This window comes from Streptomyces sp. NPDC050743, assembly GCF_044456925.1.
In the GTDB taxonomy this organism is placed as follows: Bacteria; Actinomycetota; Actinomycetes; order Streptomycetales; family Streptomycetaceae; genus Streptomyces.
This window is the reverse complement of record NZ_JBITGJ010000045.1, coordinates 1-12,957: the sequence shown is the minus strand read 5'-3', so window position 1 is coordinate 12,957 and position 12,957 is coordinate 1. Positions and strand designations below refer to the sequence as shown.

At 70.0% G+C, this 12,957-nt stretch carries 13 protein-coding genes; 4 read left to right on the top strand and 9 right to left on the bottom strand.

The window, feature by feature from the left end; genetic code table 11:
- Positions 1 to 339: 339 nt before the first annotated feature.
- Complete coding sequence (locus ACIBJF_RS32300; RefSeq protein ID WP_399179041.1) at positions 340 to 1,356, bottom strand: LacI family DNA-binding transcriptional regulator; 1,017 nt, start codon at positions 1,354 to 1,356, stop codon at positions 340 to 342.
- Between the two features lie 202 nt (positions 1,357 to 1,558).
- Here ACIBJF_RS32300 and ACIBJF_RS32295 point away from each other — a divergent pair, with 202 nt between their 5' ends.
- Positions 1,559 to 2,458 carry an amidohydrolase gene (locus tag ACIBJF_RS32295; RefSeq protein ID WP_399179040.1) on the top strand — a complete coding sequence of 300 codons (900 nt, stop codon included), beginning with the start codon at positions 1,559 to 1,561 and terminating at the stop codon, positions 2,456 to 2,458.
- Positions 2,455 to 3,033, top strand: a complete 579-nt coding sequence (locus ACIBJF_RS32290; protein ID WP_399179038.1) for a cysteine dioxygenase — start codon at positions 2,455 to 2,457, stop codon at positions 3,031 to 3,033. Before ACIBJF_RS32295 ends, ACIBJF_RS32290 begins: the two co-directional genes overlap by 4 nt.
- Before the next feature lie 65 nt (positions 3,034 to 3,098).
- Here ACIBJF_RS32290 and ACIBJF_RS32285 read toward each other — a convergent pair whose 3' ends face one another.
- From ACIBJF_RS32285 to ACIBJF_RS32260, 6 genes are all read right to left on the bottom strand, one after another.
- Positions 3,099 to 4,064, bottom strand: a complete 966-nt coding sequence (locus ACIBJF_RS32285; protein WP_399179036.1) for a glycine betaine ABC transporter substrate-binding protein — start codon at positions 4,062 to 4,064, stop codon at positions 3,099 to 3,101.
- 44 nt (positions 4,065 to 4,108) lie between these two features.
- Positions 4,109 to 4,846 (bottom strand): ABC transporter permease, encoded by a 738-nt coding sequence (locus ACIBJF_RS32280; protein WP_399179034.1) that lies wholly within the window; start codon positions 4,844 to 4,846, stop codon positions 4,109 to 4,111.
- Positions 4,843 to 5,547, bottom strand: coding sequence for an ABC transporter permease (locus tag ACIBJF_RS32275; RefSeq protein WP_399179033.1), 705 nt, complete (start codon positions 5,545 to 5,547; stop codon positions 4,843 to 4,845). Before ACIBJF_RS32275 ends, ACIBJF_RS32280 begins: the two co-directional genes overlap by 4 nt.
- The gene (locus ACIBJF_RS32270; RefSeq protein WP_399179031.1) at positions 5,544 to 6,683 is read right to left on the bottom strand and encodes an ATP-binding cassette domain-containing protein; all 1,140 of its coding nucleotides are present in this window, start codon (positions 6,681 to 6,683) and stop codon (positions 5,544 to 5,546) included. The genes ACIBJF_RS32275 and ACIBJF_RS32270 overlap by 4 nt, the downstream gene beginning before the upstream one ends.
- A gap of 7 nt (positions 6,684 to 6,690) precedes the next feature.
- Entirely contained in the window at positions 6,691 to 7,446 is a 756-nt protein-coding gene (locus ACIBJF_RS32265) for an IclR family transcriptional regulator (protein WP_399179028.1), read from the bottom strand.
- Between the two features lie 441 nt (positions 7,447 to 7,887).
- Positions 7,888 to 8,835, bottom strand: coding sequence for a LysR family transcriptional regulator (locus ACIBJF_RS32260; protein WP_399179026.1), 948 nt, complete (start codon positions 8,833 to 8,835; stop codon positions 7,888 to 7,890).
- 163 nt (positions 8,836 to 8,998) lie between these two features.
- On the opposite strand from ACIBJF_RS32260, the gene ACIBJF_RS32255 reads away from it, so the two are divergent.
- Positions 8,999 to 10,081, top strand: coding sequence for a TDT family transporter (locus ACIBJF_RS32255; protein WP_399179024.1), 1,083 nt, complete (start codon positions 8,999 to 9,001; stop codon positions 10,079 to 10,081).
- A gap of 335 nt (positions 10,082 to 10,416) precedes the next feature.
- On the opposite strand, the gene ACIBJF_RS32250 is transcribed toward ACIBJF_RS32255, so the two are convergent.
- Positions 10,417 to 11,553, bottom strand: a complete 1,137-nt coding sequence (locus tag ACIBJF_RS32250; protein ID WP_399179022.1) for a hypothetical protein — start codon at positions 11,551 to 11,553, stop codon at positions 10,417 to 10,419.
- 15 nt (positions 11,554 to 11,568) lie between these two features.
- Entirely contained in the window at positions 11,569 to 11,751 is a 183-nt protein-coding gene (locus ACIBJF_RS32245; protein ID WP_399179117.1) for a potassium-transporting ATPase subunit C, read from the bottom strand.
- Positions 11,752 to 12,165: 414 nt separating this feature from the next.
- On the opposite strand from ACIBJF_RS32245, the gene ACIBJF_RS32240 reads away from it, so the two are divergent.
- Positions 12,166 to 12,729 (top strand): transposase, encoded by a 564-nt coding sequence (locus tag ACIBJF_RS32240; protein WP_399179020.1) that lies wholly within the window; start codon positions 12,166 to 12,168, stop codon positions 12,727 to 12,729.
- The last annotated feature ends 228 nt before the right edge of the window (positions 12,730 to 12,957 follow it).

The window sequence follows — 12,957 nt, the reverse complement described above, 5'->3', positions numbered from 1 at the left end:
CGGCGGTCGGTGGACCGTCGTAGGGCTGGATCCCTCCAGCTCTCAGGGAGTCCGTGATCGACCTGACAAGGATGAGGCCGGATCTCAAAAGGGAGTGCCGGCGCGGGCGTCGTCGCACGATTGATGGCGCTCCGCCACCTTGATGCAGTCAGGTGCGTCGGATGACCAGTACGGCCACGTCGTCGGCATGGTCCACCGCGACCGCTGTGTTGAGGACCCGGTCAGCGGTCCCCTCGGCGTTCAGCCCGTCCATAATTCCTGATAGACCCCCCGGCAGGCAACGTTCGCCACCGTCCGCGCGGGGGTCCGCGGGGCGGCGGTCCGCGGGGTCGGGCGGGGTCAGTCGGGCGTGGTCCTCGGCGTGCCGACCGAGCCGCGGGGCTGGGCCGTCGGCGACAGCACCTTGCGCCGGCTGCGCCTGCCTTCTGAGATCGACTTGATGGTACGTTCGACCACCAGGTCCACCAGCACGTCCACCGGCCAACGGTAGGTGGACAGCGGCGGGGTCAGCAGACGTGACAGTGGGTGGTCGTCGTAGCCCACCACCGAGATGTCGTCGGGTATTTCCTTGCCCAGCTCCCGGGCCGCCGCGTACACGCCGTAGGCCATCGAGTCGGCCATGCACAGGAAGGCGGTCGGCGGATCGGCAGTGGTGAGGACCTCACGGGCAACCGCAGCGGCGCCGTCCAGGTCGTGCGATGACCGGTGGAGCGTGACCTGCAGCCCGAGCCGGCGCGCCACCCGGTCGGCCACCACCTCGGCCGGGCGGTCAGGGGTGGTCAGGCCGCCGGGCGTCATGACCGCGATATGGCGGTGGCCGAAGTCGGCGAGGCCGTGCAGCGCATCGGTGATCCCAGCTTCGTTGTCGAAGACGACTTCGGCGTGGGCGGAGGCCCCCGGTAGCCCGTCGCCGATGGAGATCAGCACAGTGCGCCGCGCCACGTCCACCCAGTGCGCGGCGCCGGGGTCGACGGGCAGCACTATGAGCGCGTCCACCCGCTGGTCGGCCAGTTGCGAGGCGAGCTTCGCCTCCAGCGCGGGGTCGTTGGAGGCGTCGACGATCACAGCGTGCCGGCCGCAGTGGAGCAGTCTGCGCCCGAGGGCCGCGGCCGTGCCCTGCTGCCACACGTCGGTGAGCGACCTGCAGAGAACGCCGATGTAGCCGGTGCGGCCGGAGGCGAGGGCACGGGCGATCGGATCGGCCTGGTATCCCAGTCGTTCGGCCGCTTCGCGTACACGCTGCTGGGTCTCGGGCGGCACCTGGATCCCGCGCAGCGCGTAGGACACCGCGGCGATGGACAGCCCGGTCTCCTCGGCGACGTCGCGCTGGGTGACACGCTGCGGGCGATTCGGCACATCGTCAGTCTAGCCATCGGCGAGCCGTGGCTCCGGACCACGGCTCGATGCCGGCGGTGGTCCCGGCGGCGAGCCGCCCGGCGGACCCGCCGTCCGAGTCGCTCACGTCGCGGTGGCGGCCGACTCCTCCGGTCTTGACGGCCACGCCAGTTAAGCGGTTCACTGAAGCGCTTCAGTTAAGCGCTTCAGTGAAGTGAGGGGCATGTCCGAACACTGCGTCACCGACATTCACCAACATCTGTGGCCGACCGCCTTTATCGAGGAGTTGCGCGGGCGAACCCGCCCGCCTCTGCTCGACGGGTGGACCCTGCGCCTGGCCGGTGAGCCGCCCTACGAGGTGGTGCCCGAGGACCACGACCCGGTGCTGCGGGCCCGCCTGGACCCGGACGTGCGGCGGATCGCGGTCTCGCTGTCCAGCCCCCTGGGAATCGAGCTGTTGCCGCCCGACGAGGCCGCCCCGCTGCTGGACGCCTGGCACGCGGGCGTCCTGGACCTGCCGGAGCCGTTTTGGGGGTGGGCGTCGGTGCAGTTGACCGAACCGGACCTGGACACCCTGTCGGCGCTGCTCGCCGGCGACCTGGTGGGCCTTCAGGTGCCGGCGACTGCGCTGGTCACACCGCGGGCGCTGGAACGCCTGGCACCGGTGCTTGCGATCGCCGAGGCGGCGGACAAGCCCGTGCTCGTCCATCCCGGGCCGGAGCCCGCGGCGGCGGAATCGCTGCCGCCGTGGTGGCCGGCCGTGGTGGGTTACACCGGCCAGCTCCAGGCGGCGTGGTGGGCCTGGCACACGGCCGGGCGTGCGCTGCTGCCGCGGCTGCGGATCTGCTTCGCCGCGGCGGCCGGCCTGGCTCCGGTGCACCACGAGCGGCTGGCCATGCGCGGCGGCGGCCCGTTGACGCTGGATCAGGCAGTGTTCGTCGACACCTCGTCCTACGGCCGGCAGGCGCTCGACGCCGTGGTCCGGGTCCTGGGCATCGACGCCCTCGTCCTGGGGAGCGACCGGCCGTACGCCACCTGGACCGATCCGCACCTGGGCGCGGCGGCGGAGTTCGCCGTCCGCGTCAGCAATCCACTCCATCTGCTCGAAGGGGTTCGACCGTGACCACTGCTTCATCGTTCGAGGACCACGACACCGTCCCGGTCCTGCGTGCCGAGTCCTCGTCCGGCATCTCCGCCTCCGTCACCCTCGAGACCCTGCCCGACCGTGACCTCGACAAGCGGGAGCTGCTGGAACTCGCCTGCTCCATAGCGCGGGATCCTGCTCTGTGGCGTGAGCACGTGGCCTTCAGCGACGACCGACGGCACTACGTCTCGCTCCACCGTAACGCCCATGTCGACGTGTGGGTGCTGTGCTGGACACCGCAGAACGACACTGGTTGGCACGACCACGACATCTCCTCCGGTGCCGTGGCGGTGGCCGAGGGAACGCTCATCGAGCACAACCTGGCCGTGGGCGTGCCGAGCCTGGCCACCGAGGTCCCCGCCGGACAGGTCTTCTGCTTCGGTCCGGAGCACATCCACCGGCTCACCGGACGCGACGCGGGCAGCGTGTCGATCCACGCGTACTCCCCGCCGCTGTGGCGGATGGGCCAGTACGCCGTCAGCCGCGACGGGATCCTGCGCCGCACCTCGGTGTCCTACGCGGACGAACTGCGCCCATTGGACGACATGGTGTGAGGGCTCCCCCCCATGACGGTGGCCCGCAACGCGTGCGCGTTGCGGGCCACCGTCATGTGCACCGGTCACCCGGTCTTGGCGAGGTCTCCGATCTCCTTGAGGCCGTACTTCTGCGCCGTCGCCTTGGTGACCACGATCGCGTCCCGGTCCTCGGCCGTGGACTGGTCGAGGACGGTCAGCGTGGCCGGAACGGCCTTCTGGAGCGCCGTGTACACGTCCGCGGAGGACGCCGCGGTGGCGGTCTTGTCGAAGTACTGCAGCAGCACGCCGCTGTATTCCGGGATGAGGTCGATCGAACCGTCCTTGAGGCCGGGGATGTAGGTCTCCCGGCTGCCGATGTTCAGCTTGGTGCTGATCTTGGCGCCCTGGGCGCTGAGCGCTTCGGCGTAGATCTGCGCGAGCAGGACGTTCTCCTGGAAGTTGGCCGAGCCGACCTTGATCGACACGCCCGAGGCGGAGGTGCCCTTCTTGTCGAGGCCCTCCTGGTGCAGCCACTCCTTGGCGACGGCGGCCGGGTCCTGCTTGTCGGAGATGACCTTGGCATCGAGTTCCGCGAGGGTCGCGGTGTCGAGCTTGTCCGAGACCGCCTTCAGGGTCGCGCGGACACCCGGGGTCGCCTTCGCCTTGTTGATCAGCGGCAGCACGTTCTGCGCGGTGTAGAGGCTCTTGGGGTCGTCCAGCACCACGAAGCCGTCGGCCTTGATGGAGGGATCGGTGGTGAAGATGTCTCCGGCGTCTATCTGGCCGTTCTTCAGAGCGTTGATGGTCAACGGACCGCCTGCGTCGAGCGCCTTGAAGGTGCCGAAGGCGACGCCGTAGATCTTCTGCAGGCCGGGGAGGCCGTCGGCGCGCGTCTTGAGCTCCGGAGGACCGCCGAGTGTCAGCTTGCTCGCAATGGTGGCCTTGCCTCCGCTCCCCGTCGACGCCGTGTCGGTGCTTCCGCTGCTGCCGCTGGCTCCGCAGGCGGCGAGGGCGAGGGAGGAAGCTCCGGCCACCGCAAGCGTGATGATCCGCTTCCCGATGCCGTTCATGACGACTCCTTGTGGTGATCGATGGAATGACTCATGCCGCCGCGTCACTTCGCTGCGGCTTCCGCGGAGGCAACGTCGGCTCCGATGGCACCGGTGGTGGTCCGGCTCGAGAAGCGGCCGGACACCCCCCTCGACACGGCGTACCGTTGCGCGAGGGCGAGAGAGAGGTCGACGGCGACCGCCAGCACGGCGACGAGCAGCGCACCGGAGTCGCGTTGCGGGTGGTCCTGGCTGGCCTGGCCGTCGTAGACGAACCGTCCGAGTCCGCCCAGGCCGAGGTAGGCGGCGACGGTGGCCGTGGCGATCACCTGGAGGGTGGCGCTGCGCAAGCCGGAGAAGATCAACGGCAGCGCATTGGGGAACTCTACCCGGCGCATCACCTGCCCGCCGCGCATCCCCATCCCGGATGCCGCGTCCCGTACGGCCGCATCGACGTTCTCGACACCGGCGTAGGTGCTGGACAGGATCGGTGGAATCGCCAGCAGGACCAGCACCGTCTCCGTCGGGACCAGATACGATGCGCTGCCCCGGCTGTGGATGTGCGGCGCCACCGCCACGTACAGCAGGATCAGCAGGCCGACCACGGGCAGGGCGCGCACCGCGTTCGCCGCCGAGATGATCCACCGCCCCCGGCCGGTGTGACCGATGAGCAGACCGGCCGGCAGCGCCACCACCACGGCGATCGCCAGAGCGATCAGGGAATACAGTAGATGTGCGCCGAGCTGGTCAAGGATGCCCCCGCTCCTGGTCCAGTTGAGCGGATCGTTGAGCCACCGGATCATGCGCTCTTCACCGCCCTGCGCCACGGGGTCGACAGCCTGCTCGCCAGCACGACGAGGAGGTCCAGCGCGCAGGCGAGCAGGACACACAGCACGATGCCGAGCGCGATCGGCGGATAGTACGGGCCGTCGACCGACAACTGGAACCCGGTGGTGAACAACTGGCCGAGCTCGGGGACGCCGATCGTGCCTGCGACCGCCACGAGGCTGACGTTCGCCACCACCGCGACGCGGACGCCGGAGGCGATCACCGGTACCGCGAGCGGCAGTTCCACCTTCAGCAGCCGCTGCCGACGGGTGAGGCCCATGGCGGTCGCCGCCTGCGCCACGTCGTCGGGCACCGCCGCCAGTCCGTCCGCCACCACGCGTACCAGCAGAGCGACGGTGTAGACGGTCAGCGCCACCGCCACGTTGACCGGGTCGAGGATCTGGGTGCCGATGAGGCTGGGCATGGATACGAACAGCGCGATCGAGGGAATCGTGTACAGCAGCCCGGTCAGGGTGATCAGCGGTGGATAGGCCCACCGGTGGCGGTGGGCCAGCCAGCCCAGCGGGAGAGAGACCAGGAGGCCCAGCACGACGGGGACCGTCGACAACCAGGTGTGGTACCAGAGCCAGCTGAGCACGTCGTGCTGGTGGTCGCTGAAGTAGTCGAACATCTTCAGGGGTGAGGGGTTGGAGTCGGCAAGGTGGTTCGTCGTCACGGGGCAGCCTCCACGCCTTGCCGGGAGCCGTCGGCGGAGCGGTGCTGCTCGATCCGCGAGAGCACCTGCGAGGCGGTGACCGTGCCGAGCAGCCGGCCGCCCTCGTCGACGACGACGCCGCGGCCGCTCGGTGACGACAGCGCCGCGTCCAGGGCCTCGCGCAGCGTGCCGCTCTCGACGGCGAGCGTTCCGCCGAGGTTGAGCATGTCCGGCGCCACCTCCGTGGCGAGCGCGGAGTCGGCCAGCCCGTCGAGGCACAGCCAGCCCTGTGGCTGCTCGTCATCGTCGGCCACGAGTACCCAGCCGTCCTCGGCGTGCTCCTTGGCCTGGGTGAGCGGCTGGCCGAGACGGGCGGTGCGCTCGCGCTGGAGCGGCAGGCTGCCGGCGACGGTGAACCCGAGCGCGCGGTAGCCGCGGTCGCGGCCGACGAAGCCCGCCACAAACGCGTCGGCGGGCCGGGACAGCAGTTCGGCCGGGGGCGCCAGTTGGGCCAGCCGGCCGCCGACGCGGAGCACGGCCACCTTGTCGCCCAGTTTGATGGCCTCGTCGATGTCGTGGGTGACGAAGACGATCGTCTTGCCGAGTTCGGCCTGCAGCTGCAGGAACAGGTTCTGCAACTGCTCGCGCACCACGGGGTCGACGGCGCTGAAGGGCTCGTCCATCAGCATCACCGGCGGATCGGCGGCCAGCGCGCGGGCCACGCCCACGCGCTGCTGCTGGCCGCCGGAGAGCTGCGCAGGGTACCGCTTGGCGAAGTGCGAGGGCAGGCCGACTCGTTCCAGCAGTTCATAGGCGCGCTCCCGGGCCGCCTTCTTGTCCACGCCGAGCAGGTGGGGCACGGTCGCCACGTTGTCGAGGATCGTGCGGTGCGGGAACAGGCCGGCGTGCTGGATGACGTAGCCGATGCCGCGGCGCAGCTCGTGCGAGGGCACCGAGGCGGTGTCGCGGTCATCGAGCCAGACCCGGCCGCTGGTCGGCTCGATCATGCGGTTGATCATCCGCAGGCTCGTGGTCTTGCCGCAGCCCGACGGCCCCACGAAGACCGTGATCTCACCCGAGGGCGCCACCAGATCGAGCTCGTCGACCGCGACCGTCCCGTCCGGGTACTTTTTCGTGACCGATTCGAAGCGAATCACCAGCTGTTCACCTTTCCGGTCCGGTCGTGATCGGACCACGGCTGTCGACTCCGAGCTGATCGGCCAGCGCCTGCGCCTCGCAGGCGAGGATCAGGCCGTAAGCGCGTACCGCGTCGTCGTCGATGCGATAACTCGGGCCGAGGAGGCTGAGCGCGCCGACGATTCCGCCGGGGCGCGGGATGGGTGCCGAGATGGCGGTGACATCCGGCTCCAGCAGGCCGCGTCTGGCGACGTAGCCCTCCGCAGGCGTCAGTCCTCGCAACGCCGTGCCCACAGCGAGTTCGGCGAGCGGCACGGCCCGGCCCACCCAGCTGGTGTGCCGCACGGAGTGCGTCCCCTCGACCATCGAGACGTAGATCGCGGTGTCCTCGGGCCCTGCGATGCTGAGGTACGTGGACTCGCCGGTGGCCGCGACGATGCGCCGCAGCGCGGGTTCGGCCAGCCGCACAAGCTCCTGCCGGCCGAGCGCTGCCGCGCCGAGTTGGATGAGCCGGGATCCCGGCCGGTACGCGCCCGAGTCGTCGCGGCTGACGAGGCCCGACGCCTCAAGCGTGCGCAGGAGCCGCAGCGCCGTGCTCGTCGGCAACCCGGCGCGTCGCGCGCATTCGGAGAGCGTGATCTCTCCCTCGGCACAGACCTCGCTGAGCAGGCCTATGGCGCGGTCGACAGTTCGAGTGGACGCCGGGGCCGGCACGTCGGAAGACCGGTCACTCCGTTCCGGGAAAAGGCTGGTGGGCGGATCAGGGGGAGGGTCTTCGTTCATCTCGCACTCCGTAGAGTTTCACCAAGTGAAACTGTGTTCCATTGGCCGGTACAGTGACATGCCGAGCGGCGAGCGGCAAGGCCGTCCAGCGGGTGCGCCATGGATGACACAGGGGTTTAATCACCGGTTAACACTTTGAGTGTTGACCCTCTGGTGGCCGCGATGGGGGCGCGTCGGCCGCATGGCGGCGCCCCGATGCCGAGACCGGTTCGATCATGAACTCCACACCCTACCCATCCTGCATACCGTCATGCAGAGTTGCGTGAAGCTGAATGGAAGTCAATGCTTCCGTTCGGCATGTCCACGATGTGAGACCGCAAGGCGGTTCTCGATACGCAGGTGGAGTGGGTGATCCAAAGACGGTGTCTCACATACTGACCGTGTCCGACGTCTGTGGTCCACGCTGCATGCGATGCCCCGGCCGACGGTGACGGGTTCGTATCAGACGTGGCTGGCGCTGCCGCCTCGCCTGCCGCTTGCGGCATCCCGGCGGGCGATGGCCGCAAGCTCCAGTGCGGGGCCGAGGAGTTTGCGGCCGCGCGGGTGGACCATCCGCAGGTCGCGGTGAAGCTCGAAGTCCTGGACGGGTACCGCGAGGATGCTGCGGTTGGCCAGGTCGGCGGCCACGGCCAGGGAGCTGAGGACGGCCGGCGCGATGCCGTCGGCGACCGCGGTCTTGATGGCGGTGGTGGAGGGCAGTTCCAGGAGCGGGGCCGCCAGCGGGGTGCTGGTGCGCGCGGCGAGGGCGCGCTCGAGGTAGCGGCGGGTGCCGGAGCCGTGCTCGCGGGCGATGAGCGGGGTGGCGGCCAACTCGTCGGCGGTGATGCCGGAACGACGGCGGGCCCAGGGGTGCCTGGGGGCGACGATGACGGCAAGCTGGTCTCGGGCGACCTGCTTGCTGCTGAGTCCGCTCGGGATCTGGGGGCCTTCGACGAACCCCAGGTCGGCTCGCCCGTCGAGCACGGCTGCGGCCACGTCGTCAGAGTTGCCGGCCGTCAGCGCCACCGCCGCGTCCGGGACGGACGCCTGGAAGGCCGCCAGCCAGTGCGGAAGAAGGTACTCGGCCACGGTCTGGCTGGCCGCCACCCGCAACCGAGACTGCGCGCTGCCGCGCAGCGACAGCAGTCCGGCATCCATTGCGGCGGCCGCCTGGACCGCCTCGCGCGCCCAGTCGGCGACCAGCGCGCCGTGCTCGGTCAGCCGCGATCCGCGGGGAGAGCGTTCCAGCAACTGCAGGCCGAGTCTGCGCTCCAGGTGGCTCAGGCGTGAACTGGCCGCGGGCTGGGTCATGCCGTGAGCCCGGGCGGCTGCGCCGACGCTGCCCAGCCGCGCCACGGACAGCAGCAGGTCGAAGGAGGTCAGGTCGTTCACCCGGGCGGAGAGAGGCATAAGGCCACCTTATGTGGTCATCCGGAATTGATTTCTACCGTTGGTCGTCGGTGGGCGCGACGGTGGCTTCATGACATCAACGCTCCCACAGATGCCTCCCGTGGCAGCAGTTCCCCGTAGGTTGCCGGCGGGCCTGCTGTGGGATCTCGACCATCCTTCGCAGTTGTTCGAAAACCTCGGCCCGAACTGGTACGCGTCGGTCATGGGCACTGGCATCGTGGCCATTGCCGCGGCACTGCTGCCCGTGCAGGTTCCCGGCCTGCGAACGGCCGCCACCGCGGCCTGGGCGCTGGCCGCTTTCCTGCTGGTCGCCTTGAGTGCCGCGTGGACCGTGCACTGGACGCGCCATCGCGACCGGGCCCGGGCGTATGCGGCGCATCCGGTGATGGCCCACTTCTGGGGCGCGCCCGCCATGGCCCTGCTCACGGTCGGCAATGGGGCCCTCTCTCTGGGACGGGACTGGATCGGCCTGCCCGCCGCACTCGGCATCGACATTGTTCTGTGGACTGCGGGCACGCTCTTGGGTCTGGTCACCGCGGTATGGATTCCGTACCGGGCCATGACCAGCCACCGCGTCGGCCCGGACGCGGCCTTCGGCGGCTGGCTCATGCCGGTGGTCCCACCCATGGTCTCGGCCGCCACCGGCGCCGCGCTGGTGCCCCACCTGCCGGCCGGGCAACCCCGCCTTGCGCTGCTGCTGGCCTGCTACGCCATGTTCGGCATCAGCCTCTTCGCGAGCGTGGCGATCACCGCCCAGATCTGGTCGCGACTGATGCACCACGGCCCCGGCCCGGCAGGCATGGTGCCCACCGTGTGGATCGTCCTCGGCCCCCTCGGGCAGTCGGTGACCGCCGCCAACCTGCTCGGCAACGCCGCCACCACCACCCTTCCGCGGCCCTACGCCACCGGAGCAGCGGTCTTCGGCGCCCTGTACGGCGTGCCGACCTGGGGCTTCGCCATGATGTGGCTCCTCCTGGCCGCCTCCCTCACCCTGCGCGCCGCGCGCCGCGGCCTGCCGTTCTCGCTGACCTGGTGGAGCTTCACCTTCCCCGTAGGCACCTGCACCACCGGCACAAGCACCCTCGCCGAACGCCTGCACTCCACTGCGCTGACCGCGGCCGCCGTCGCCCTGTACGTCCTGCTGCTCACCGCCTGGGTGACGGTCGCCGTCCGCACCGCCCGCGGCAGCCTCCGTGGCGGTCTCTTCCTCCCGGCACCCGTGGGGGTGGGAACTGCTGCTGATTGACAGCACTGGGGCGCGTTCTGGCGTGTATCGACAGCTGTTCCCGGGCACCTGCAGCTCCCAGACGATGGATGGGGTTTTCGGCACCCGCAGCGTCAGTCGGCCGCCGAGGGCTGTAGTCGGCTGTGACCCGTGTCGGGAGCGTCCTGGGGAGGAGCTGGTGGACCGCTGGACGAGGGCGAATGAGACCAGCAATGAGCCCAGACGGATCCGCAGGCCGAGGTCTGCCCGGCTGTGGCAGCGGTGGACTTCGACGGCGTACGTGTTGACGCATGTGTGGACGTAGGGGACAGGGACAGACGAAGTTCGTGAACGGGCGGCGGCACCGTGGGCCGTGTCTACCGGCTTCCCGCCAGCCGGAGTGCGGCGATAGAGCACCGCCCGTCCGGACCGGGCGCGTGCGACGAGACCCGCCCGCCCGTCGTGGCGCCGATCCCGCGGCCGCCCAGGATCCGGTCGAGCTGGCTGCGGCTGCTGACGCCGAGCACCAGCTGGGTCGCGTGCTGGGCGCGCACGAACGCCAGCAGCGCGGAGGGGACGTCGTCCCCGACGACCGTGTGGAAGGTGCCGCCGAGGGACTCGGTCAACTCCCGCTGGGCGGCCAGCGCCTGAGGCGAGGACCCGCCGCCGAGGCCGTCACCCCCCACCACATGGACCGCGAGCAGATCACCGCCCTCGACCCGCGCAGCCCGCCGGATCAGCGCCTCGCCCTCCGGCCCGCCGGGCAGGGCGACCATCACCCGCTCCCGGGACTCCCACACCTCGGTGCTCTCGTTCTCGGTACGGTACTTGTGCTGGGCCTCGTCGACCCGTCCCGCCATCCACAGCACCGCCAGCTCGCGCAGCGCCGTGAGGTTGCCGGGGCGGAAGAAGTGCGTGAGGGCCGAGTCGACCAGCTCCGGCGGGTAGATCCCGCCGTGCACCAGGCGGCGGCGCAGCGCCTCGGGGTCGACGTCGACCAGTTCGACCTGGTCGGCCCGGCGCACGATCTCCTCGGGCACGGTCTCCGGGGGCGCCATCCCGGTGATCTTCTCCACCACGTCCGACAGCGACTCCAGATGGTGCACGTTGACCGTGGTGACCACGTCGATCCCGGCCGCCAGCAGGTCCAGTACGTCCTGCCACCGTTTGGCGTTGCGCCCGCCCGGGATGTTGGTGTGTGCCAGTTCGTCGACGAGGGCCGTCTCGGGGCGCAGGGTAAGGAGTCCCTCCAGGTCCATCTCGCTGAACAGGCGCCCCCGGTACGACCGCACCTGGCGCGGGACCACCAGCAGCCCGCGCAGCATCTGCTCGGTACGGCGCCGACCGTGGCAGTTGACGTAGGCGACCACCACGTCCGTGCGCCGCTCCGCCCTGCGCTGCCCCTCGTCGAGCATCCGGTACGTCTTGCCGACGCCCGGCGCGGCACCCAGACAGACCGTGAGCCTGCCGGGCCGGCCGGCGTCCGTGTCGGCCGGCCCTTCGGCATCTGCCATGGGCACTCCTTCGGGTCAACTCAGCTTGCTCAGCGTCAGGTTGATCTCGACCACGTTGACGTGCTCCTCGCCGAGGAAGTCGAGGATGCGGCCCTGGACGTGATCGTCGACGAGTTGCTTCACCTTCGCCTCGTCCAGGCCGCGAGCCTCGGCGACCCGGGCGATCTGCTGGGCGACGGATGAGCGGGTAGGTGGGATGGGAGCCAGAACGGCAGCGGCATGGGTTGGAACCTTCCTCGGGGCGGCGAACAGACCACCAGCGGGCGGACGTCGGAAGCTGCGGGAAAAGCGCAGACAGAAAGGGTTTTGGGACTTTTGGGACCGTCCACACGCGCTCGACTTTCGTCGTTCTGACTAACTGTCAGGTAGGTAGCTCACATCGGTGACTTGTGGCCATCGGCCCGGCTGGGAGGCAGACGCGAAGGAAGCATCGGCGGTGCTTATGTCGCCCGCTGTGAGGGACCCGCCGATGCTTCCGGATCCGACCGTACCCGCATCCCTGCTCGCTGTGCTGGGCGCTTTGCGCGGCAGTTTCACCTCGCCGACCTTCTCCACGTTCGCCGCGCTGGTCCAGGGCTAATCGCGAACACCGGCCGGGGCACGGTCACCGGGATGCTGCTGGGCGCGAACTTGACGCGTCACTGGTCTCACGACCGGGCCCACTCGTTCTTCGCCCGCGCCTGCTGGGAGCCGCAGACGCTGGGCGCGTCGCTGTCCCACCTCGTGGTGCGCTCGCTGGTGCCCGACGGCACCCCGCTGACGGTGGCGGTGGACGACACGCTGTTCAAACGGGGCGGGAAGAAGGTCTTCGGCGCCGCCTGGCAGCACGACGGCTCCGCAGCCGGCCGCGACGGGATCGGCTACGGGACCTGCTTCGTCGTGCTCGGCCTGATCGTGGACCTGCCGTTCCTGCCCCGTCCGGTGTGCTTGCCGGTGGCCGCCCGGCTGCACCGCCCGAAAGGCGAGCAGACCAAGGTCGAACTGGCCGCTTCCATGATCCGGTTCCTGGCCGCCTGCCACTGGGGCCGGCGAATCGATGTGGTCGCGGATGCCGCCTACCACGGCAAGGCACTGCGTGACCTGCCCGTATCTGTCACTTTCACCGGGTTCCTCCGAGGATGTCCCGGCCTTCAGGCCGGGGAGGAATCGGGCTCCTGCGGAGCGGGGCAGGGATAGCCGGATCGCCGTCGGGGCGATCCGGTGTCCACTGGGCACGGCGGTGATGTCGCCCATGATGATCGAGAGCTCTCAACTGTCAGTGCTCTCGGGTAGGTTCGGATGCATGACGACAGAAGCGACCACGAAGGAGACCGGGCATGCCCGGTACACCTTCCGTGTGCGCCTGTCGAACACGGCCAGGCGCCGGCTCGAAGCCGAGTGGGATCGCTGCCGCTGGATCTGGAA

Excerpts from the sequence above, each read along its gene's own strand:
- ACIBJF_RS32250 (WP_399179022.1), bottom strand. The coding sequence starts at position 11,553 with ATGGCAGATGCCGAAGGGCCGGCCGACACGGACGCCGGCCGGCCCGGC.
- ACIBJF_RS32265 (WP_399179028.1), bottom strand. The coding sequence starts at position 7,446 with ATGAACGAAGACCCTCCCCCTGATCCGCCCACCAGCCTTTTCCCGGAA.
- ACIBJF_RS32240 (WP_399179020.1), top strand. The coding sequence starts at position 12,166 with ATGCTGCTGGGCGCGAACTTGACGCGTCACTGGTCTCACGACCGGGCC.
- ACIBJF_RS32285 (WP_399179036.1), bottom strand. The coding sequence starts at position 4,064 with ATGAACGGCATCGGGAAGCGGATCATCACGCTTGCGGTGGCCGGAGCT.
- ACIBJF_RS32260 (WP_399179026.1), bottom strand. The coding sequence starts at position 8,835 with ATGCCTCTCTCCGCCCGGGTGAACGACCTGACCTCCTTCGACCTGCTG.
- ACIBJF_RS32295 (WP_399179040.1), top strand. The coding sequence starts at position 1,559 with ATGTCCGAACACTGCGTCACCGACATTCACCAACATCTGTGGCCGACC.
- ACIBJF_RS32280 (WP_399179034.1), bottom strand. The coding sequence starts at position 4,846 with ATGATCCGGTGGCTCAACGATCCGCTCAACTGGACCAGGAGCGGGGGC.